The sequence below is a fragment of the Streptomyces sp. NPDC006872 genome, from assembly GCF_040635845.1.
Taxonomy (GTDB): domain Bacteria; phylum Actinomycetota; class Actinomycetes; order Streptomycetales; family Streptomycetaceae; genus Streptomyces.
In genome coordinates this window covers 112,343-132,329 of record NZ_JBEYIL010000002.1, presented here as the reverse complement: position 1 = coordinate 132,329, position 19,987 = coordinate 112,343, and the positions used below count along the sequence as shown (strand labels likewise).

Here is a 19,987-nt window from a genome sequence, read left to right as displayed (position 1 = left end):
GCCCGACACTGGCCGGGCGCCCCTTTCGTTCTCCGTCGGATCAGACCTTGGCCTGCTCGGGTGCGGCGACCGGTTCGGCCGTGTCCTCGTCCGCCGCGGTCTTGCGCAGGGCGGGGATGACGGCCGCGACGGCCCCGGAGACCAGGGCGAGTCCGCCGCCGACGAGCAGCGCGGTGCGGAAGCCGTCCTCGGAGGCGAAGGTGTGGCCGCCCATGGTGGTGGTCATCTGGGAGAGGATCACACCGATGACGGCGGCGCCGATCGAGGTGCCGAGCGAGCGCATCAGGGTGTTGAAGGCGTTGGCGGCGGCGGTCTCCGTCAGCGGCACCGAGCTCATGATCAGCGCGGGCATGGCGCCGTAGGCCAGGCCCACACCGCTGCTGGTGATGATCGTGACCAGCATGACGCCCCAGGCGGAGCCGATCAGGGCCAGCGAGACGAAGTAGCCGGCGGCCAGCACCAGGGCGCCGCAGACCAGCGTGAACTTCGGACCGCGGGCGTTGGTGAGCTTTCCGCCGAGCGGGGAGACGATCATCATCATGACGCCGCCGGGCGCCATCCACAGACCGGCCGCGAGCATCGACTGGCCGAGGCCGTAGCCGGTGGCCTCCGGGAACTGCAGCAGCTGCGGCATCACCAGCAGGCTCGCGTACATGCCGAAGCCGATGAAGACCGAGGCGATGTTGGTGAAGAGCACCCGGGGGCGGGCCGTGGTGCGCAGGTCGATCAGCGGGTCGGTGGTGCGCAGCTCCCACACTCCCCAGCCGACCAGCGCCAGGGCGGCGGCGGCGAACAGGCCGAGCGTGGTGGCCGAGCCCCAGCCCCAGTCGGCGCCCTTGGAGATCGCGAGCAGCAGGGACACCAGGCCGACGCCGAGGCCGATCGCGCCGGGCAGGTCGAAGCGCTGGCCCTTGGCGCCGGCGGGGACGTCCGGGACGAGCAGGAAGATCAGGACGGCGACGACGGCGGCCAGGGCGGCGGCGCCCCAGAACAGCACCCGCCAGTTCGCGTACTGGGCGACCGCGGCCGCCACCGGCAGACCGATGGCGCCGCCGATGCCCATGGAGGCGCTGACCAGCGCGATGGCGCCGCTGAGCTTCTCGGCCGGTACGACGTCCCGCAGCAGCGCGATGCCGAGGGGCACCATGCCCATGCCCATGCCCTGCAGACCGCGGCCCACGATCATCGTCACGACGTCGGAGGCGAAGGCGCACACCACCGAGCCCACGACCAGCGGCACGGAGCAGGCGAGCAGCATCCTGCGCTTGCCCACCAGGTCGCCGAGGCGGCCGACGACCGGCACGCACACGGACGCCACGAGCAGGGTCACCGTGATCACCCAGGCCGCGTTCGCGGACGAGGTGTCCAGGATCTGTGGCAGCTCGGCGATCAGGGGCGTGACCAGGGTCTGCATGACCGCCGCTGTGGTGCCGGCGAAGGCCAGCGTGGCGATCACGGCTCCTGGGCGGGCCGTGGGCTGGGGGGCGGGGGCGCCCATGGGGACTCCTCGAACGTGGGGTGCGCGGTGAAGGATCTCTGCTGCGATGGATGTGCATCGTACATGTCGTATGTATCGAGCACATGACATGGGGCATGCATACCGGTGTGCCAGGATGGTGTGAGCGCAGCGAAGCAGGAGGTCGGGCACATGGAGACGCCGGCGCACGAGGTCGAGTACGAGCAGATGCTGCTGAGCCGCCACTCGTTTCTGAACCAGCGGGGCGGCCGTCGCAAGAACAGCGTCATGGAGCGCAGCGCGTACATCATGCTGAGCCGGATCCGGATCCAGGGACCCATGTCGATCGGGGAACTCAGCGACGCCTTCGGTCTGGACGCCTCCACGCTGAACCGGCAGACCGCGGCGGCGATGCGGGCGGGGCTCCTGGAGCGGATCCCCGACCCGGAGGGCGGGATGGCGCGCAAGTTCCGGCTCACCGAGGAGGGCGACCGGCTGCTCGACACGGAGCGCGAGGGGATCGTGGAGATCCTGGGCGAGGTGATGGCCGACTGGTCCGACGAGGACATCGCCGCCTTCGCGGCCTATCTGCGGCGCTTCAACTACGGCATCGAGGCGATCGGCGCGCGCCCCTGGCCGCGCCCGTAGCGCACCCCCGCCCGCATCCGGTGGGTCACGAGGTGGTCGGGACCGCGCTCGGGCCCGTGCCGCCGAGTTGCTGGATGGTTCCCCCGAGCTTGGGGCGGAGCTCGGTCAGTTTCTTCGGCTGCGCGCTGATGACCCAGCGGGATCCCACCAGGTACTGGCCGCCGTAGATGCTGGCGGCCTCCAGCCAGGTCTCCTTGAGCTGCTCCTCGGGGAACGTGGTGATGAAGTAGTCGGCCTCCTCGGTGTGGCAGACGCCCTGGCGCAGCTCGTCCGCCTCGATGCGGATCTTCGCCGTGCAGCCGGTCAGCCCCGCGATCACCTCGACCTTCGCCGGCGCCACGACGCCGGCCTCGGGGGCGGCGGTCACCGTGGTCGCCGCCGGCGTGGCCTTCCCGGCGGCGTCGTCCCCGCCGCCGCTGCACGCGGTGACGAGGGAGAGCAGGGCCAGACTGCCGGCCAGGGCGAACGTGCGCACACGGCGGGACGGGGGCTGCTGAAGCACGTACGACTCCGAATTCGGCGCTCTGCCCGTCCGCGCCTGTGGACGGGCGTTCGCCAGGCAATACGCGCGAACGGCGGCGACCGTTCAAGCGCCTGCCGGGGTTCGGGCGGCGTGTCGGCGGACGTCGGCGAGGAGGCCGTCGACGTCCTGCTCCGTCGTCGCGAAGGAGGTGACGAAGCGGACCACGCCCGGCTCCCAGCGGTCGTGGTAGAAGGCGTAGCCGTCCGCCAGGAGCGCCTCGGTGATCCGGTGGGGCAGGCGGCAGAAGACGATGTTGGCGTCGGCGGCGCCCAGCAGGCCGACCTCGGGTATCGCCTTGAGGCCCTCCTGGAGCCGGGCGGCCATCGCGCCCGCATGGGTCGCGTTGCGCAGCCACAGGCCGTCGGTGAGGTAGGCGTCGAGCTGGGCGGCGTGGAAGCGCATCTTCGACGCGAGCTGGCCGGCGCGCTTGGCGCGGAAGGAGAGTTCGGCGGTGCGGGAGCGGTCGAAGACGACGATCGCGTCGGCGGTCATCGTGCCGTTCTTGGTGGCCCCGAAGGACAGCAGGTCGACGCCGGCCCGCCAGGTCAGCTCGGCGGGGGTGCAGCCGAGGGCGGCGACGGCTCCGGCGAACCGGGCGCCGTCCATGTGCAGACCCAGCCCCGCCTCCCGGGCGATGGAACCGAGGGTGCGGACCTCGTCGAGGGTGTAGACCGCCCCGGTCTCCGTGGCCTGGGTGACGCTCACGACCGAGGGTTGGACGCTGTGCACGTCCCCGGCCTTGCGCCGGGCGGCCGCGCGCAGTTCGTCGGGGTCGATCCTGGCGTCGCCGCCGCCGAGCGGGACGAGCTTGGCGCCCGCCGTGTAGAACTCGGGCGCGCCGCACTCGTCGTTGTTGATGTGGCTGTCGCGGTGGCACAGCACGCTCCCCCAGGGCGGGGTCAGCGCGGCCAGGCTCAGCGCGTTCGCGGCGGAGCCGGTGGACACCGGCAGGACGTCGACGTCGCGCTCGAAGACCTCGGCGAGGCGGCGGCGGACCGAGGCCGTGCTGTCGTCGGCCCCGTAGGGCAGCGCCTGTCCGGCGGCCGCCCGGGCCACGGCCTCGACGATCTCCGGGGAGGCGCCGGCGGCGTTGTCGCTGCTGAAGACGCGTGCGGTGGGGGTGACGGTGGTGCTCATGGAGTCCTCACTGATGGTCGTGGCGCGGGTCGGCCGCGTGGATGAGCTGGCGCAGCGCGCCGTAGTAGACCTCGTGATCGGTCAGGGTGGGCACGATCGACGCCAGATGGCCGGTCAGCACCGGGAACGTCTCGGGGTCGAGCGCGGCCAGGGCGGTGCGGGCCGCCGCGCCGGTGGACTTCGGGTCGCGGTGGTCGACGAAGCTCGCGCTGCCGAGGGTGAGCAGGTACATCCGCCGGTACGCGGCGAACGCCTCCTCGGGGGTCATCCCGGCGGCGAGGCTGTCGGCGAGCTGGGGCTCGACCAGGCGGGCCAGCAGGTTCGGGCTCAGCCAGGGGCGGGAGCCGCGCAGGGCGAGCAGCCCGGGACGATCCGCCAGCAGTCGGTACAGCGCGGTGAACCGGGTCTGTGTGGCGCTCGCCCAGTCGGTGCCCGGCGCGATCTCGGGCAGCCGGGCGGCGAGGTGGTCGGTGCACAGGTCCAGCAGTCCGGCCAGGTCGGTGCAGCGGCGCTGGAGGGAGGCGAGCGAGATCTCCAGTCGCGCGGCCAGCGCCCGGAACGTCAGCGCCTCGGGGCCGCCCTCGTCGACCAGGAGCAGGGCGGTCTCGGCGATGCGGTCCGGTGTCGCACGGTCCAGCGAAGGGGAGTGACGAGGCATGTGGGTCATCGTACGGTACGCCGTATCGGGAGCCGCGGCCGGGGAGCTGTCTAAGCTGGCAGAGAGATCATCACCTGCGCGGGAGTTCCCATGATCGGTACCCGTCGGAAGCGGACCGCCGTCGCCCTCGACACCCTCGACGCCATCGAGCCCCCGGGCAACGCCGAGACGGTCCTCGGCGTGCTGACGGTGACGCTCCTGGTGGAGCTGCTCGGCATCCTGTCCGGCTCCGAGGTGTGGCTTCTCGGGCTGCTGATCTTCCTGCCGAGCGCGGCGTCGGCGCTGTGCACCGTCCAGCAGACGAGGTTCATCGCCGCGTGGACCGCCCTCTTCGTCACCGTCACCGTGCTGGTGCGGGCCCCCGCGGGGGGCCGATGGCTCGACCGGGCGCTGCTGGTGCTGCTCACCCTCGCCCTGGGAGCCGTCTCCGTCTACGCCTGCCACCGGCGCATCGGACGCGAGCGCGAGATGCTCCGGCTGCGCTCCACCGCCGCCGCCATGCAGCGGCACATCCTGCACCCGCTGCCGCTGCTCACCGACGACGTGCTGGTCAACGGCGTCTACGAGCCCGTGCAGGAGGACCGGCTGGTCGGCGGCGACATCTACGACGTCGTCGACTCGCCCTGGGGCGCGCGGGTGCTGATCGGAGACGTGCAGGGCAAGGGGCTGGCCGCGGTGGGCGCCGCGTTCGCCGTCATCGGCGCGTTCCGGGAGGCCGCCCACCGGGAGCCCACGCTCACCGCGCTGGTCGACGCCCTGGACGCCTCGGTCGTCCGCCACAACTCCTACGCCGAGCAGACCGGCGACGACGAACGGTTCGTCACCGCCCTGATCATCGGCGTCGACGCGGGCCCGGAGGCGCAGGTGGTCAACTGCGGCCATATTCCGCCCCGGTTGATACACGAAGGCGCCGTCACCACTCCCGCGCTGGACTCCGGCGTCCCGCTCGGGCTCGCCGAACTGGCCGCCGAGCCCACGACCGTGGACTGGTTCGACTTCCCGGCCGGCTCGACGCTGGTGCTGACCACCGACGGCCTGACCGAGACCCGTGCCGCCGACGGCACGTTCTACCCGGTCGACGAACGTCTGATGAAACAGCTCGACGTCTCCCCCACCGAGCTGCCCCGGGCACTGCACGAGGACGCCCGCGCGTTCGCCGGGGACGGCCGCCGGCACGACGACGTCGCCGTCCTGACCGTCCGCCGGTCGCCACGCCTCTGACCACGGCCACCGCGACCGCGACCGCGACCGGCCCATGAGAAACGCACAGCCTGCGTACAGCGCCCTGATGGCGAACCAAGAGAAGGTCGATCCATGTCTGGCGCCTCCGCTCCCCGTGAAGGCACGGTTCGCGTGCTGATAGTCGACGACGAGCCCGAGCTCACCGAGCTGCTGTCCGCCGCCGTGACCGAGGCGGGCTGGCGGTCCTTCACCGCCGAGAACGGCCGCAACGCGCTGCGCCTCGCACGGGACTGCGCCCCGCACGTCGTCGTCCTCGACGGGATGCTGCCCGACGTCGACGGGGTCCAGGTGCTGCGCCGGCTGCGCAGCGAGAACGCCCGGCTGCCCGTGCTGATGCTCACCGCGCGCGACGCGCTGGAGCACCGGATCGACGGGCTGTCGGCCGGCGCGGACGACTACGTGACCAAGCCGTTCTCCCTGGAGGAGGTCATCCTGCGGCTGCGCGGTCTGCTGCGCAGGGCCCGCCCCGCCGAGACCTCCGAGCAGGGCTCCGTGCTGACGCTGGGCGACCTCGTGCTGTCCGAGAGCACCCGCGAGGTGCAGCGCGCCGGCGCCCCCGTCACGCTGACCACCAAGGAGTTCGACCTCCTCCGGTTCCTGATGAGCCATCCGCACCAGGTGCTCAGCAAGGCCCAGATCCTCGACCACGTCTGGAACGCCTCGTTCGACGGCGAGGGGAATCTGGTCGAGGTCTACATCTACGGTCTGCGTGCGAAGATCGACAAGGGGCGGGCGCCGATGCTCCGCACCGTGCGCGGTGTGGGGTACGCGATCAGGGCCGCGGACGAGTGGACGTGACGCAGCTGCGCCTCGGTCGGCGTTCGCTGCGGGTCCGGCTCGTGCTGTTCGTCTCGGCGACCCTGGTCGTCGTGTGCGCGGCCATGGCGCTGACCACGGTGCTCGTCCAGCGCGTCCATCTCCTGGGGGATCTGGACCAGCGCGTCACCGACGCCGCCGAGCGCAGCCAGGGCGGGTTGCAGCGCCGGACGGGCGGCGCGACGGATCTGGGGTTCCTCAACGAGCGGGGGCAGCCGGCCGGCACGCTGGCCGCCCGGCTCGCCGACGGCAGGGTGATCGCCGCCGAGGTGGTGACCGCGGACGGCCATCAGCAGGTGCTCACCGCCGCCCAGCTCGCCGCCCTGAAGGGGATCACCGCGGACGGGTCGCTGCACACCCGCACCGTTCCCGGCTTCGGGACGTACCGGGTGACCGCGCTCGGCGGCGACGGGGTCCCCGTCCTCGCCGGGCTGCCGATGGCCGACGTCCAGCAGGCGATCGACCGGCTGATCGTCGTCGAGACGGTGATCGCCGCCGTCGGACTGGCCGCCGCGGCCTGTACCTCCGCGCTGGTCATCCGGCGGCAGCTGCGTCCGCTCGGGCGGGTCGCGGCGACCGCCGCCGAGGTCGCCCGGGTGCCGCTGGACCGCGGCGAGGTCGCCACGCTCGCCCGGGTCGCCCCGCGGGACACCGATCCCGGCACCGAGGCGGGCCAGGTCGGCGTCGTGCTCAACCGGCTCATCGACCATGTCGAGTCCTCGCTCGCCGAACGCCGGCGCACCGAGGAACGCATGCGCCGCTTCCTCGCCGACGCCAGCCATGAACTGCGCACCCCGCTCGCCTCGATCGCCGGCTACGCGGAATACATGAAGGGCGACAACGACCACCGGACGATCGAGCCGGAGCTCGCCTGGCGCCGCGTCTCGGCGCAGTCGGCCCGGATGACCGGCCTGGTCGAGGACCTGCTGCTGCTCGCCCGGCTCGACGAGGGACGGCCGTTGCAGCGGACGGAGGTGAACCTGGCGACGCTGGTCGCGGAGGCCGTCTGGGACGCGCAGGCCGCGGGCAGCGAGCACGAATGGCAGCTCTCGCTGCGGCTCGACGGGCCCGTGTCCGTGGTCGCCGATCCCTCCCGGCTGCATCAGGTGGTGGCCAACCTGCTGGCCAACGCCCGGGTGCACACACCCGCCGGCACGAAGATCACCGTCGTCGTGGAGAGCCTGGCGCCTTCGCCGGCCGACGGTACGGGGTCCGACGGTACGGAGTCCGGCGGTACGGAGTCCGGCGGTACGGAGTCCGGCGGTACGGAGTCCGGCGGTACGGAGTCCGAAGGCCGACAGTGCGTGATCCGGGTACGGGACGACGGGCCGGGCATCCCGGCCGACCTGCTCCCCTCCATCTTCGAGCGCTTCACCCGAGCCGACGGCTCCCGCTCCCGTACCTCCGGCGGGGAGGGCGGCACGGGCCTGGGGCTGGCCATCGCGGCGGCGCTCACCGAGGCGCACGGCGGCCGCATCGAGGTGCGGAGCGAGCTGGGCAGCGGCACCGAGTTCTCGGTCACGCTCCCCGTGACCGCCCCCATGACCGCCTGATCCGAACTCTAAGGGCTCTCACAGAACCGCAGTTCAGGCCGCGTGCGCGCAGGCCCTGCGGGCTGTTTCCGACCGTCGTCGCGCCGGCGCTTCAGGCCTGCCTCAGTTCGCTCCCCCACAGTGATCACCGGGCGGCCGTCCAGCGTGGACGTGCCCATGACGAAGGGAATCAGCGACGATGACCGAGCTCGACACCGGTGAACCGACGGCCCACGAGCCGCAGTCCGAAGCCGGCGGCCGTGCTCACGCGAGCCGCCGCAACTTCATGCGCAAGGTCTTCTTCGCCAGTGGCGCCACGGCCGTCGCGACCATGGGCGGCGCCGGAGCGTGGGCGGCGATGGCCGACGACACCACCGGCACGGCCGACGCCTCGGCTTCCCCCGCCCCCAGCGGCGCGCCCAGCGGTGGCCCGGGCGGCGGCGCCGGAGGCCCCGGCAACATGTCGATCACCGAGGACTTCTTCGGCCTCACCACCGACGGCAAGCGGATCGACGACCTGTTCACGATCCACTCCACCGGGGTGAAGACCGCGCCGGTGATCGCCGCGGCGAACGCGTTCCTGGCCGGGCTGACCGACACCCAGAAGTCCTCGACTCAGTTCACGGTCCACTCCACCGAGTGGCGGCTGTGGAGCAACGTCGACTCCTACGACCGCCAGGGCGTCTCCCTCGCCGATCTGAGCGACGATCAGAAAGCCCTGGGAACCGCCCTGTTGAAGTCGGCCCTGAGCGCCGACGGGCTGGAGACCACGGAGAAGATCCGGAAGATCAACCAGGCGGCGGGCGAGGCGATCGGCAACACCACCGCCTTCAACGAGGACGCCTACTACTGGACCGTGATGGGCACCCCGTCGGCGACCGAGCCCTGGGGCTTCCAGTTCGACGGCCACCACCTGGTGATCAACTACTTCGTGCTGGGCGGCCAGGTCGTGATGAGCCCCTGCTTCTGGGGTTCGGAGCCGACCTCGATGGACATCGACGGCGAGACGGTGACCGTCTGCCACGAGGAGGTCGTCGCCGGCCTCGCCTTCATCAACTCGCTGACCGCGGCCCAGCAGGCGGTCGCCATCGAGTCGACGACCAAGTCCAACGAGTCGATGACAGCGGGCGCGTTCTCGGACAACGCCGTCCAGGCGTACACCGGCATCCGCGGCGACGCGCTGACCGGCGCCCAGAAGACCAAGCTCCTGGGTATCGTCCAGGCCTTCGTCGGCCGCGCCAAGGCCGATGTGGCCAAGGCGCATCTGGCCGAGGTCCGCAAGCACCTCGACGACACCTACGTGACCTGGGCCGGCGGGACCGGCGACGACGCCGCCTTCTACGTCCGCGTGCACAGCCCCGTCGTCTGGATCGAGGTCGACTGCCAGGCGCCGGGGCCGCTCGCCGGCGCGTACGGGGCGAGCCAGGGCAGCGGCGCGACCCAGAAGCACGTCCACTCCGTCGTCCGCACGCCCAACGGCAACGACTACGGCAAGGAGCTCCTCAGGCAGCACTACCTGACGTCGCCGCACCACCGGTGACGGGGACGAACGCATGACCACCGGGCCGGGGACCCGTCATCCCGGCCCGGTTTCGCGTCATGCGGCCGGCTCGGACCTGGCCTAGGCCCAGGCGGTGGTCGGCACGAACGAGCTGTCCTGGCGGAAGAGGTCGGTGCCGTCCGTCAGGGCCACGCTGAGCTGGTAGTTGTAGTGGCGCAGGTAGTAGCCGGGGTAGTTGTACGACTCGAAGCGGATCGCGCTGCTCGTGGTGCCGGTCCGGGCGACGAAGGTGGCGTCCTTCGCGAAGGTCGCCGTGCCGTCGTTGGCGTCGAAGCGGGCCCGGTAGTTGTAGTGGCGCAGATAGTTGCCGGCGGCGTCGCGGAAGGAGTATCCGTTGGCGTCGGCGAGGCCGGCCACCACGGTGAAGGTGGACGCCTGCTTCTCGGCGGTGGTGCTGGAGCTGGTCACCACGGGCAGGTTGAGCAGCGCGGACTGCTCCTGCCAGTAGCGGGTGGTGTAGTTGGCGGAGCTCAAGGACCGTGTGACGCTCTTCGCGAGGGTCGGGCCGCCGGTCACCGTCTCCTTGATGACCGTGAAGTGCCGTGCCGTGCCCGAGATGCCGGGCAGCGCCTTGGGCGTGGTCCAGGTGGCGAAGGTGTCGTAGCTGTCGCTGTAGTAGTAGTTGCCGTCGCCGTAGCCGTCGAAGAAGATGCGCCAGGCGCCGTTGTCGAGCTGGATGACGGACGGGCCCTCGCGGTAACTGCCCCAGCCGGCCCAGTCGCCGGTCTTGGTGATCGTGTACGGTCCGGCGAGGCTCGACGCCGTGCCGTACTCGATGTACTTCGCCGTCTCGTTCTTGGTGAACGCGTGGTAGGTCGAGCCGATCTTCACGATGTACGTGTCGATGTGGTTCGACCCGATCCCGGACAGTGCCACCGGTGAACTCCACGCCGTGAGCGCGGTGTTGGTCGCCTTGAGCAGATACGGGGTGAAGATCCACTCGTCGCTGGTGACCGAGCAGGACACGATGACGTTGACGCTGCCGTCGCTGTCGACGAACCACTCCGGCGCCCAGGCGCGGGAGAGGTTGGTGATCGGGACCGTGTAGTCGTACAGGAACGTCCAGTTGACCCGGTCGGAGCTGCGGGCGAAGCCGATGGTGGTGCTGGTGTCCTGCCAGGTGTGGGTGGTGTACGTGACGTAGTAGTAGCCGTTGGTGTGCTTGAAGACACTCGCGTCGCGGATGCGGTTGCTCGGCGGGGTGTAGGCGGAGGACTGCACCAGCCGGAAGTCGGTGGCGTCGTCGGACTGGTAGACGTTCACCGTGCCGTCGTTGCTGTTGAGGAACGGGACGATGGTGTAGCGGGTGGCGGAGCCGCTCGCGGGGGCGGCGGCCGCGGCCGTGCCGAGAAGTCCGGGCAGTTCGCCCAGGACCAGGGCCGACACGGGCAGGGCGGCCATGGCCCGGAGCAGGGCGCGGCGGGAGGGGGTGGAGGGGCGTGTGGTCACGGGCGGCTCTCCCAGGGACTCGTGCAGAACGCGCGGGTTGTATGCGGCTTCAGGTGTCCGACATGTCGAACAAAGTTCGAGAAGTCGAGCAGAAAGTAGAGCTGGGGCAGGTGCACGTCAATGGTTTGCGCGGGACTGGACGACACCTGTGCGAAACCTGTACAGCACCGCCCGTTCGAGAGTTACTCTCCGGTAGACATCGTGTACGCAGACACCGTGCACCCGGAGGTGGTCCCGCCATGACGCTCGACCGTGCCCAAGGCCTGGCCGAGTCCGCCCGCGCCCTGGCGGCCGGGGAGGTGACCACCCGGCAGCTCGTCGAGCGGGCCCTCGCCCAGATCGCGGCCACGCAGGGCACCCTCAACGCCTTCCGGGTCGTGCGCGAGGACGCCGCGCTCGCCGAAGCGGACGCCGCCGACCGGGAGTTGGGCACCGGGGCGCCCGGGACGCGGGGGCCCCTGCTCGGCGTCCCCGTCGCCATCAAGGACGACATGGACGTGGCGGGCGAGCCGACCGCCTTCGGCTGCCAGGGCGCGCACCCGCCGGTCGCCGAGGACGGGGAGGCGGTACGGCGGCTGCGCGCGGCGGGGGCCGTGATCGTCGGCAAGACCAACACCTGCGAGCTGGGGCAATGGCCGTTCACCGAGGGCCCGGCCTTCGGCGCGACCCGCAACCCGTGGAGCCCCGAACACACCCCGGGCGGCTCGTCCGGCGGCTCGGCGGCCGCGGTGGCGGCGGGCCTGGTGCCGGCCGCGCTCGGCTCGGACGGGGCCGGCTCCGTGCGCATCCCGGCCTCCTGGACGCACCTGGTCGGCATCAAACCGCAGCGCGGACGCGTCTCGACCTGGCCGCGCGGCGAGTCCTTCCAGGGCATCACGGTCAACGGCACCCTCGCCCGGACCGTCGCCGACGCGGCCCTGCTGCTCGACGCGGCGAGCGGCAACCACGCCCACGACCCGCACCGGCCGCCCGCCGTGGACGCCTCGGCGGCGGCGAGCCGTGACCCCGGGCGGCTACGGATCGCGCTCTCGCTGAAGCCGCCGTTCACCGCCGCGCCCGCCCGTCTGCTCCCCGAGGTGCGCGCCCGGGTCCTCGAACTCGCGGAGAAACTGGCCGACTTGGGGCACACCGTCGAGGAGGCCGACCCGCCGTACGGGCAGATCGGGCTCACCTTCCTGCCGCGGGCGACCGCGGGTCTCGCCGAGCGGGTCGCCGAGGCGCCCTTCCCCGCGCTCCTCGACCGGCGCACCCACGAAGCCGCCCGGCTGGGCCGGCTGCTCGGCGGGGTCCCGCTGCGCGCGGCCCGGCGCGCGGAGGCGGTCCTGCACCGCCGTATCGGCCGCTTCCTCGAGACGTACGACGTGGTCCTCGCGCCGACGACGGCCGCTCCCCCGCCCCGCGTGGGGGCCATGCTGCACCTGAGCGGATTCGCCACCGACCGCGCCATGATCGCCGCGTGTCCGTACGCCTGGCCGTGGAACGTGCTGGGCTGGCCCGGCGTCAACGTCCCGGCCGGCTTCACGCCCGGCGGGCTGCCGGTCGGGGCGCAACTGCTCGGCCCGGCGAACAGCGAGCCGCTGCTGATCTCGCTCGCCGCACAGCTGGAGGCGGAGCTGCGCTGGCACGAGAGCTGGCCCCCGGAGCAGGCCGGCGTGGAAAGCCCGGCGGTGTAACGGCGTTGTGCCCCCTACTCTGTGACCATGGACGAAGCGTCGATGGTCGGGCTCATGGGGCGGGTCACCGGAACGGTCGGGCCCGGGCTCGTCGGCGAGGTGATCGTCCGGGTGCGCGGCGGTGCCGAGCACTTTCTCGCCTATGCCGCCACCGGCACGGAGCGCATCGAGCGCGGCACGATGGTCACGGTGGTGGAGTACCTGCCGCCGCGGACGGTCTACGTCTCGGCGATGTACGGCGGTTGAGGCCGCTGAGGCGCCTGTGCCGTCCTGTGTACCGAGCGGGCAACAGTGGGTACCAAGCGGGCAACAGCGGTTCGACGGCGTGTGTACACGGTGCGTGCGCGGGCTCACACTCCCTTTACGTTCGGTGCCCCAGGGCACCCTGAACAGGGGGAGCGCATACCCATGGAAGTCGGAATTCTCGTCGGGGCGGCATTCGGCGCCGTCCTCGTCCTGATCGGTGCGTTCAAGTTGATGTGGCGGGTCGCGGAGCCCAACGAGGCGCTCATCATCTCCGGTTCGAAGCACAAGCTGGAAGGCCTCGAGGAGGGCATGGGGTTCCGGATCGTCACCGGGCGGGGCACGCTCGTGACGCCCGGGATGCAGGCCGTGCGCAAGCTGTCGCTCGACCTCAACCAGACGGAACTGCACGTGGACTGCGTCACCCACCAGGGGATCCCGCTGAAGGTGCGGGGCGTGGTCATCTTCAAGGTGGGCGACGACTTCGTGTCGATCGCCAACGCGGCCCGCCGCTTCCTCGACCAGCAGAAGCTGATGGCGGAGCGCGTGCACACCGTGTTCGCCGGTCATCTGCGCGCCATCGTGGGCGGGTTGACGGTCGAGGACATGATCCGCGACCGGGAGAAGCTGACCGGGCAGGCGCGCGCCGCGTGCGGCACGGAGATGGAAAAGCTGGGCCTGATCGTGGACTCCCTGCAGATCCACGAGATCGAGGACCCGACCGGGTACATCAAGAACCTGTCCGCCCCGCATCTGGCGGCCGTCCGGCGGGACGCGCGCATCGCGCAGGCCGAGGCCGACCGGCTGGCCACCGAGGCCGAGCAGCTGGCGTTCGGCCGGATGGCCGAGGCCACCCGGGACAGCGAGATCCTCAAGGCCGGGTACCAGGCCGAGCAGGACAAGGCCAACGCCAAGGCCCGGCAGGCCGGTCCGCTCGCCGACGCCGCGGCCCGCCAGGAGGTCGTGGTCCAGGAGACTCGGGTCGCCGAACTCGAGGCGCAGCGGCGTGAGCAGCAGCTCCAGGCCGACGTCCGCAAGCCGGCCGACGCCAAGGCGTACGAGAAGCGGACGCTGGCCGACGCCGAGCGCGACGCGCGGATCTCGGCCGCCGAGGCCAAGGCGACGGAGACCCGGACCACCGGTGAGGCGGAGGCCGCCGCCACGCAGGCGAAGGGTCTCGCGAAGGCCGAGGCGAACCGGGCCCAGGGCCTTGCCGAGGCCGACGCCATCAAGGCCCGCGCCGCCGCCCTCGCCGAGAACCAGGAGGCCGTCGTCGCGCAGCAACTCGCCGAGAAGTGGCCGGAGATCGTCCAGGCGGGCGCGTCGGCGTTCGGCAACGTCGACAACATGGTGGTGCTCAACGGCGCCGACGGCGTGGCCGACATGCTGGCCAAGGCGCTCACCATGGGTGGGACGGGGCTGGGGCTGGCCCGTCAGCTGCTCTCGTCGATGAACCAGAACGGGCAGACGCCGGGCGGGGCTTCGCCGCTCAACGGGGTCGCCGCGCCGCCTTCGCAGAAGGTGCCGGTCGAGGAGAAGTGACAGAGGAGAAGTAGCACACGTCGTGGACGTGCTCACGGGGGCAGACCGTAGGGTGCCCCCGTGAGCACGTCTACCGATGAGAACACTCCGGGCCGCTTCGGCCCCTCCGCCACGATCGAGGCCGACCCCCGCGAGGTCGGCCGGGTGCGCACCGAGTACTCGCCTGCGCACGACGGCGATCCCGACCCCGGTGAGATCGTCTGGACCTGGGTGCCTTTCGAGGAGAACGACGGCCGGGGCAAGGACCGCCCGGTGCTCGTCGTCGCGCGGGAGCCACGCGGCACCTTCCTCGCCGTGCAGCTCTCCAGCAAGCGCCATGACGGCGACCGGGAGTGGGTGCCGATCGGCAGCGGGCCCTGGGACCGCACCGGGCGGGACTCCTGGGTGGACGTCGACCGCGTCCTGCGCCTGCACGAGGACGGCATGCGCCGCGAGGCCTGCGCGCTGGACCGGATGCGGTTCGACCTGGTGCGCCGCCGACTGCACGAGCGCTACGGCTGGACCTGAGCCCCTGTTCGACTAGCGCGGGGCGAACGTCTTCTCGAAGGCGCCCAGCACCACGGTGCCCGGTGTCCGGTCCAGCACCCCGAAGACCACGTGTTCGAAGGTTCGTGCGAACCGTCCGCCGGGGCCCAGCAGCGCTCGGAACGCCTCCGCCACCTGCGCGGGGTCGTTGCGGAACACGCCGCAGCCCCACGCGCCCAGCACCAGCCGCCGGTAGCCGTGCGCGGCGGCCGTCTCCAGCACGCGCTCGGCGCGGACGGCCAGCGCCGCCGGCAACTCGGGCGCCCGCTCCGGCGTCGTCCGCAGCACCACGCCCGCGTTGGGCGCGGCGGCCGTCAGGAAGCCCGCGGCGAACGGCTCGTCCAGCAGACGGCCCCGGTCGTCGCGGAAGACGGGCACGGCCGGCGAATGGATGACCCGGTCGGTGTAGAACGGGTCGCGGTGGGCTCGGTGATGGTCGTAGAAGTCGCGGGCCTGAAGCAGACAGGTGTACAGCGCGGAGGCCCGGCACAGGGCCTCCTCCTGCGCCTGGGCGCCGTTGAGGAAGCCGCCGCCGGGATTGCGGGCGGAGGCGAAGTTCAGAACGGCGACCGGCGCGTCGGCGAGCCGACGGGCGGCCTCCAGGCTGCTCTCGCCGGTGACCTCGACGACGGGCTCGGCATGGGCGTCCAGGGTGTCGGCCGTGTCCGCGGGCGGGTTCCTCGGCACCTCCACCGGTCCCGGTCCCAGCATCCGCGTGCCCGCGCGGGCGGCCTCGATCGCGTCCGCGAGAGCTACCGTGCGTCCGTCGGACGTGCGGTAGCCGCCCGCCGCGACGATCTCCTCCGTCTCCCGCGCGATACCGCGCAGCCGCGCGCTCATGGCGCCACCCCCGTGGACTCCATGATCGCGTGCAGCGCGGTGTCTCGCACCCCGCTCGTCTCCCCCGTCGTGCTCATGCACGCATCGTGAGTGATCCTGGACAACGTGTGCAACAGAGTTTCCCGAGTACGTGAACACGCTGCACACGCACAGAAAACGCCTGGAATCATCGATTCCCGGTCCCAAATGTGCCGTTGTGCACCCTTGTGCGATCCGGATCGAAGGTCTTGGGTGGGACGAGCGATGCCTGTCCGGCCGCACCGAGGCCGGACCGGTGGCATGGTGGAATCTCAGGAGGATCCCGACATGTCCGACTCGGTCAGCGACTGTACCGACGGAGCAGAGCCCCGCAGCGCCCTCACCGAAGCCGAGGTGGAGGCCCTGGTCCGGGGCATCTGTTTCAAGACCGGCCCACCCCGCACCATCGGGGTCGAGGTCGAATGGCTGGTCCACGAGCTGCGCGCGCCGCAGCTCCCCGTCACACCCGAACGACTCGAAGCGGCCTACGCCGCACTGCGGGACGTGCCCCTGAGCTCACCGCTCACGATCGAACCCGGCGGCCAGCTGGAACTGAGCTCGCCGCCCGCCGCCTCCCTGATGGAGTGCGTGGGCATCGTCTCCGCCGACCTCGCGGCCGTCCGCGCGACCCTGGGCGAGCAAGGCCTCGCTCTCGCCGGCAGCGGCACGGATCCCTGGCACGCCCCGCGCCGGTTCCTGCACGAGCCGCGCTACGACGCCATGGAGGCGTGCCTCGACCGCAAGGGCCCGGCCGGCCGCGCCATGATGTGCACCTCGGCCTCCGTCCAGGTCTGCCTGGACGCCGGGTACGAGGAGCCCGGCCCACTGGGGCACGGCCGCCGCTGGTGGCTGTCGCACACCCTGGGCGCGGTGCTGGTGGCCGCCTTCGCCAACTCCCCGCTGCTCCGCGGCGCCCCCACCGGCTGGCGCTCCACCCGGCAGTTGCTGTGGATGGAGATCGGCACGGACCGCGCGGGCGGGCCCGTCCTGGACGGCGATCCCCGCGCGGCCTGGGCCCGGCGTGTGCTGGACGCGCCCGTGATGTGCGTCCGGCGCGACAGCGGGCCGTGGGACGTACCCGAACGGCTCACGTTCCGGCAGTGGACCCGGACGGGCGCGCCGACCCGCGAGGATCTCGACTACCACCTGACGACCCTGTTCCCGCCGGTCAGACCGCGCGGCCACCTGGAGCTGCGCATGATCGACGCGCAGCCCGGCGACGACGGCTGGATCGTGCCGCTCGCCGTGACGACCGCCCTGTTCGAGGACCCGGAGGCCGCCGAGGTGACCTACCGCGCCGTGAAACCGCTGGCCGAACGGGCCCGGCCGCTGCCGGCCCCGCACAATCCGCTGTGGATCGACGCGGCCCGGTTCGCGCTGACCGACCCCGAACTGCACGAGGTCGCCGTCGCCTGCTTCGCCACGGCGCTGCGGGCCCTGCCCCGCCTCGGCGCCTCCGACCAGGTCATGGGCGCCGTGACGGACTACCTGGACCGCTACGTCCGCAAGGGCCGCACACCCGCCGACGACCAGCTCGACCGCCTGCGCGGCACGGACACCCGCGCGCACGGGAAGGACCTCCGCACATGACCGAGCCCGCCCTGGACACCGAGCCCGCCCCGGACGCGGGCGCCGGGCCCGCCGCCCTCGACGCGGACACCCTGCGCGCCCGCGTGCTCGCCTCGCTCACCACGGCCCGCGAGCGCACCACGCTGCTGACCAGCTGTGTGGAGGAGCCCGACCTCACCGCCCAGCACTCCCCGCTGATGTCCCCGCTGGTGTGGGACCTCGCCCACATCGGCAACCAGGAGGAGCTGTGGCTGCTGCGCGCGGTGGGCGGCCGGGAGGCGATGCGCCCCGAGATCGACGGACTGTACGACGCCTTCGAGCACTCGCGCGCCGAACGGCCCTCGCTGCCGCTGCTGCCGCCCGCCGAGGCGCGCCGGTACGCGGCGGAGGTGCGCGGCCGGGTGACGGATCTGCTGGAGTCGGCCGACTTCCAAGGCACCCGGCTGACGGAGGCCGGTTTCGCCTTCGGGATGATCGCGCAGCACGAACAGCAGCACGACGAGACGATGCTGATCACCCATCAGCTCCGCACCGGACCGCAGGCCCTCACCGCCCCCGACCCGGAGCCCGTACCGCTGTTCACCGGCCCGGCCGAAGTCCTCGTGCCCGGCGGCCCGTTCACGATGGGCACCTCCGGTGAGCCCTGGGCGCTGGACAACGAACGGCCCGCGCACCGGCGCGAGGTGGCGCCCTTCCACATCGACACGACGCCGGTGACGAACGCCGCGTACCAGGCGTTCATCGACGACGACGGCTACGGGAACGAGCGCTGGTGGACCAGGGAGGGCTGGGCGCACATCCGCCGGCACCGCATCCACGCCCCGCTGTTCTGGCGCCGCGACGGCCGGCAGTGGCTGCGCCGGCACTTCGGGGTCACCGAGGTCGTACCGCCCGACGAGCCCGTGCTGCACGTGTGCTGGTACGAGGCCGACGCCTACGCCCGCTGGGCCGGACGCCGGCTGCCCACCGAGGCCGAGTGGGAGAAGGCGGCCCGCTTCGACCCGGCGACCGGCGGCTCGACGCGCTACCCGTGGGGCGACGCGGACCCCGCCCCCGAGCACGCCAACCTGGGCCAGCGCCATCTGCGCCCGGCGCCCGCCGGCAGCTACCCGGAGGGTGAATCCCCACTCGGCGTACGGCAGTTGATCGGCGATGTATGGGAGTGGACGTCCAGCGACTTCCTTCCGTACCCCGGATTCCAGGTGTTCCCGTACAAGGAGTACTCGGAGGTGTTCTTCGGCCCCGAGTACAAGGTGCTGCGCGGCGGTTCGTTCGCGGTGGACCCGGTGGCCTGCCGGGGCACCTTCCGCAACTGGGACTACCCGATCCGGCGGCAGATCTTCTCCGGGTTCCGCACGGCCCGCTCGGAAGCCGTCTGATGTGCCGTCACCTCGCCTATCTGGGGCCCCAGGAGCCGCTCGGCCGGCTTCTGGTGGAGCCCCCGCACAGCCTGTACCGCCAGTCCTGGGCGCCCCGGCGCCAGCGGTACGGGACGGTCAACGCCGATGGTTTCGGGGTGGGTTGGTACGCCGACGGCGACCCCGTGCCGGCCCGCTACCGCCGGGCGGGGCCGATCTGGGCGGACCTGTCCTTCGCCGATCTGGCCCGGGTCGTCCGCAGCCGGTCCCTGCTGGCCGCCGTACGGGACGCCACCCTGGCCGGGGCCGACGGGGAGGCCGCCGCGGCCCCGTACGCGGCCGGGACCTGGCTGTTCAGCCACAACGGGGCGGTCGCGGGCTGGCCGCGCTCGCTGGCGCCGCTGACCGGCTCCCTGCCCGCCGCCGAACTGCTGTCGATGGAGGCCCGCAACGACTCCGCGTTCGTGTGGGCGCTGGTGCTGGCCCGGCTGCGCGGCGGGGACACGGAGGGCCAGGCGCTGACGGACACCGTCCTGGAGGTCGCGGGCGCGGCCCCCGGGTCCCGTCTCAACCTGCTGCTCACCGACGGCGAGTCCATCACCGCGACCGCCTGGGGCGACACCCTGTGGTACCTCGCGGAGCCCGGCCGGGGCACGGTCGTGGCCTCCGAACCGTACGACGACGATCCGCGCTGGCAGGAGGTCCCCGACCGCACCCTGCTCGCGGCGAGCCGCGCCGACGTCCTGCTCACCCCGCTCAAGGATCCGAGCCCGGACGTGGCGTCCGCACCACCCAAGGAGACCGGCACGTGAGCCCGTTCCAGATCACCCGCACCCTCCCCGAGGACGCAACGGACGCCGCCCTGCGCGCCGACGTCCAGCGCGGCCTCACCGCGAACCCGAAGACCCTGCCGCCGAAGTGGTTCTACGACGCGCACGGCAGCGAGCTGTTCGAGCGGATCACCGAACGGGAGACAGTCGCGGCACACGGCGTGTCCCACACGGGTCGTGTTGCCTCAGTGGTGGGCAGAGGTCTTCGCTCTCATCGCTTCGCAGTTCCCCACCGCGTCCCTTTCGAAAGGCCAGTCGACTCTGGCTGGTGACGCAGAGCGCTCAGGTTCAGACCCGACCCCGAGCAGGGCGTCCGCGCCCAGGGGAGAACCGGGCCTGACTTCTGGCTCCCGCAGTCACTCCAGGT

At 72.1% G+C, this 19,987-nt stretch carries 18 protein-coding genes and 1 pseudogene; 13 read left to right on the top strand and 6 right to left on the bottom strand.

Annotated features, from left to right (window positions below):
• Positions 1–40 precede the first annotated feature (40 nt).
• Positions 41–1,498 carry an MFS transporter gene (locus ABZ725_RS05635; protein ID WP_358801479.1) on the bottom strand — a complete coding sequence of 486 codons (1,458 nt, stop codon included), beginning with the start codon at positions 1,496–1,498 and terminating at the stop codon, positions 41–43.
• A gap of 150 nt (positions 1,499–1,648) precedes the next feature.
• Here ABZ725_RS05635 and ABZ725_RS05630 point away from each other — a divergent pair, with 150 nt between their 5' ends.
• Complete coding sequence (locus tag ABZ725_RS05630) at positions 1,649–2,104, top strand: MarR family transcriptional regulator (RefSeq protein ID WP_358802049.1); 456 nt, start codon at positions 1,649–1,651, stop codon at positions 2,102–2,104.
• A gap of 25 nt (positions 2,105–2,129) precedes the next feature.
• Here ABZ725_RS05630 and ABZ725_RS05625 read toward each other — a convergent pair whose 3' ends face one another.
• The 3 genes from ABZ725_RS05625 to ABZ725_RS05615 all read right to left on the bottom strand — a co-directional run bounded on the left by ABZ725_RS05625 (position 2,130) and on the right by ABZ725_RS05615 (position 4,422).
• A complete protein-coding gene (locus tag ABZ725_RS05625) occupies positions 2,130–2,606 on the bottom strand; it encodes a hypothetical protein (RefSeq protein ID WP_358801478.1) in 477 nt (158 codons plus the stop codon).
• Between the two features lie 84 nt (positions 2,607–2,690).
• Positions 2,691–3,764, bottom strand: a complete 1,074-nt coding sequence (locus tag ABZ725_RS05620; protein ID WP_358801477.1) for a low specificity L-threonine aldolase — start codon at positions 3,762–3,764, stop codon at positions 2,691–2,693.
• A 7-nt stretch (positions 3,765–3,771) separates the two neighbouring features.
• On the bottom strand, positions 3,772–4,422 hold the full coding sequence (locus ABZ725_RS05615; RefSeq protein WP_358801476.1) for a TetR/AcrR family transcriptional regulator C-terminal domain-containing protein: 651 nt from the start codon (positions 4,420–4,422) through the stop codon (positions 3,772–3,774).
• A gap of 90 nt (positions 4,423–4,512) precedes the next feature.
• Here ABZ725_RS05615 and ABZ725_RS05610 point away from each other — a divergent pair, with 90 nt between their 5' ends.
• From ABZ725_RS05610 to ABZ725_RS05595, 4 genes are all read left to right on the top strand, one after another.
• Positions 4,513–5,643, top strand: coding sequence for a PP2C family protein-serine/threonine phosphatase (locus tag ABZ725_RS05610; protein ID WP_358801475.1), 1,131 nt, complete (start codon positions 4,513–4,515; stop codon positions 5,641–5,643).
• Between the two features lie 93 nt (positions 5,644–5,736).
• The gene (locus tag ABZ725_RS05605) at positions 5,737–6,462 is read left to right on the top strand and encodes a response regulator transcription factor (protein WP_358801474.1); all 726 of its coding nucleotides are present in this window, start codon (positions 5,737–5,739) and stop codon (positions 6,460–6,462) included.
• Complete coding sequence (locus tag ABZ725_RS05600) at positions 6,459–8,033, top strand: ATP-binding protein (RefSeq protein WP_358801473.1); 1,575 nt, start codon at positions 6,459–6,461, stop codon at positions 8,031–8,033. Before ABZ725_RS05605 ends, ABZ725_RS05600 begins: the two co-directional genes overlap by 4 nt.
• 178 nt (positions 8,034–8,211) lie before the next feature.
• Entirely contained in the window at positions 8,212–9,552 is a 1,341-nt protein-coding gene (locus ABZ725_RS05595) for a DUF3500 domain-containing protein (protein ID WP_358801472.1), read from the top strand.
• Positions 9,553–9,633: 81 nt separating this feature from the next.
• Here ABZ725_RS05595 and ABZ725_RS05590 read toward each other — a convergent pair whose 3' ends face one another.
• Positions 9,634–11,022 (bottom strand): glycoside hydrolase family 43 protein, encoded by a 1,389-nt coding sequence (locus ABZ725_RS05590; RefSeq protein ID WP_358801471.1) that lies wholly within the window; start codon positions 11,020–11,022, stop codon positions 9,634–9,636.
• 239 nt (positions 11,023–11,261) lie between these two features.
• Here ABZ725_RS05590 and ABZ725_RS05585 point away from each other — a divergent pair, with 239 nt between their 5' ends.
• The 4 genes from ABZ725_RS05585 (at position 11,262) to ABZ725_RS05570 (ending at position 14,987) form a co-directional block, all read left to right on the top strand.
• On the top strand, positions 11,262–12,695 hold the full coding sequence (locus tag ABZ725_RS05585) for an amidase (protein WP_358801470.1): 1,434 nt from the start codon (positions 11,262–11,264) through the stop codon (positions 12,693–12,695).
• Between the two features lie 27 nt (positions 12,696–12,722).
• Positions 12,723–12,941, top strand: a complete 219-nt coding sequence (locus ABZ725_RS05580; RefSeq protein WP_351919620.1) for a hypothetical protein — start codon at positions 12,723–12,725, stop codon at positions 12,939–12,941.
• 162 nt (positions 12,942–13,103) lie between these two features.
• Positions 13,104–14,480 (top strand): SPFH domain-containing protein, encoded by a 1,377-nt coding sequence (locus ABZ725_RS05575; protein WP_351919619.1) that lies wholly within the window; start codon positions 13,104–13,106, stop codon positions 14,478–14,480.
• A gap of 60 nt (positions 14,481–14,540) precedes the next feature.
• Positions 14,541–14,987, top strand: coding sequence for a type II toxin-antitoxin system PemK/MazF family toxin (locus ABZ725_RS05570; protein ID WP_351919617.1), 447 nt, complete (start codon positions 14,541–14,543; stop codon positions 14,985–14,987).
• A 12-nt stretch (positions 14,988–14,999) separates the two neighbouring features.
• On the opposite strand, the gene ABZ725_RS05565 is transcribed toward ABZ725_RS05570, so the two are convergent.
• Positions 15,000–15,845 carry a TIGR02452 family protein gene (locus ABZ725_RS05565; RefSeq protein WP_358801469.1) on the bottom strand — a complete coding sequence of 282 codons (846 nt, stop codon included), beginning with the start codon at positions 15,843–15,845 and terminating at the stop codon, positions 15,000–15,002.
• 306 nt (positions 15,846–16,151) lie between these two features.
• Here ABZ725_RS05565 and egtA point away from each other — a divergent pair, with 306 nt between their 5' ends.
• The 4 genes and pseudogenes from egtA to ABZ725_RS05545 form a co-directional block, all read left to right on the top strand.
• Entirely contained in the window at positions 16,152–17,453 is a 1,302-nt protein-coding gene (gene egtA, locus ABZ725_RS05560) for an ergothioneine biosynthesis glutamate--cysteine ligase EgtA (RefSeq protein WP_358801468.1), read from the top strand.
• Positions 17,450–18,811 carry an ergothioneine biosynthesis protein EgtB gene (egtB, locus tag ABZ725_RS05555; RefSeq protein WP_358801467.1) on the top strand — a complete coding sequence of 454 codons (1,362 nt, stop codon included), beginning with the start codon at positions 17,450–17,452 and terminating at the stop codon, positions 18,809–18,811. The genes egtA and egtB overlap by 4 nt, the downstream gene beginning before the upstream one ends.
• Positions 18,811–19,602 carry an ergothioneine biosynthesis protein EgtC gene (egtC, locus tag ABZ725_RS05550; protein ID WP_358801466.1) on the top strand — a complete coding sequence of 264 codons (792 nt, stop codon included), beginning with the start codon at positions 18,811–18,813 and terminating at the stop codon, positions 19,600–19,602. The genes egtB and egtC overlap by 1 nt, the downstream gene beginning before the upstream one ends.
• Positions 19,599–19,754: pseudogene (locus tag ABZ725_RS05545) on the top strand (L-histidine N(alpha)-methyltransferase); the annotation flags it as partial. The gene egtC and the pseudogene ABZ725_RS05545, both read left to right, overlap by 4 nt.
• Between the last annotated feature and the right edge of the window lie 233 nt (positions 19,755–19,987).

Coding starts and splice junctions, on each gene's coding strand:
- ABZ725_RS05635 (WP_358801479.1), bottom strand. CDS start 1,498: ATGGGCGCCCCCGCCCCCCAGCCCACGGCCCGCCCAGGAGCCGTGATC.
- ABZ725_RS05630 (WP_358802049.1), top strand. CDS start 1,649: ATGGAGACGCCGGCGCACGAGGTCGAGTACGAGCAGATGCTGCTGAGC.
- ABZ725_RS05620 (WP_358801477.1), bottom strand. CDS start 3,764: ATGAGCACCACCGTCACCCCCACCGCACGCGTCTTCAGCAGCGACAAC.
- ABZ725_RS05615 (WP_358801476.1), bottom strand. CDS start 4,422: ATGCCTCGTCACTCCCCTTCGCTGGACCGTGCGACACCGGACCGCATC.
- ABZ725_RS05610 (WP_358801475.1), top strand. CDS start 4,513: ATGATCGGTACCCGTCGGAAGCGGACCGCCGTCGCCCTCGACACCCTC.
- ABZ725_RS05605 (WP_358801474.1), top strand. CDS start 5,737: ATGTCTGGCGCCTCCGCTCCCCGTGAAGGCACGGTTCGCGTGCTGATA.
- ABZ725_RS05595 (WP_358801472.1), top strand. CDS start 8,212: ATGACCGAGCTCGACACCGGTGAACCGACGGCCCACGAGCCGCAGTCC.
- ABZ725_RS05585 (WP_358801470.1), top strand. CDS start 11,262: ATGACGCTCGACCGTGCCCAAGGCCTGGCCGAGTCCGCCCGCGCCCTG.
- ABZ725_RS05580 (WP_351919620.1), top strand. CDS start 12,723: ATGGACGAAGCGTCGATGGTCGGGCTCATGGGGCGGGTCACCGGAACG.
- ABZ725_RS05575 (WP_351919619.1), top strand. CDS start 13,104: ATGGAAGTCGGAATTCTCGTCGGGGCGGCATTCGGCGCCGTCCTCGTC.
- ABZ725_RS05565 (WP_358801469.1), bottom strand. CDS start 15,845: ATGAGCGCGCGGCTGCGCGGTATCGCGCGGGAGACGGAGGAGATCGTC.
- egtA (WP_358801468.1), top strand. CDS start 16,152: ATGTCCGACTCGGTCAGCGACTGTACCGACGGAGCAGAGCCCCGCAGC.
- egtB (WP_358801467.1), top strand. CDS start 17,450: ATGACCGAGCCCGCCCTGGACACCGAGCCCGCCCCGGACGCGGGCGCC.
- egtC (WP_358801466.1), top strand. CDS start 18,811: ATGTGCCGTCACCTCGCCTATCTGGGGCCCCAGGAGCCGCTCGGCCGG.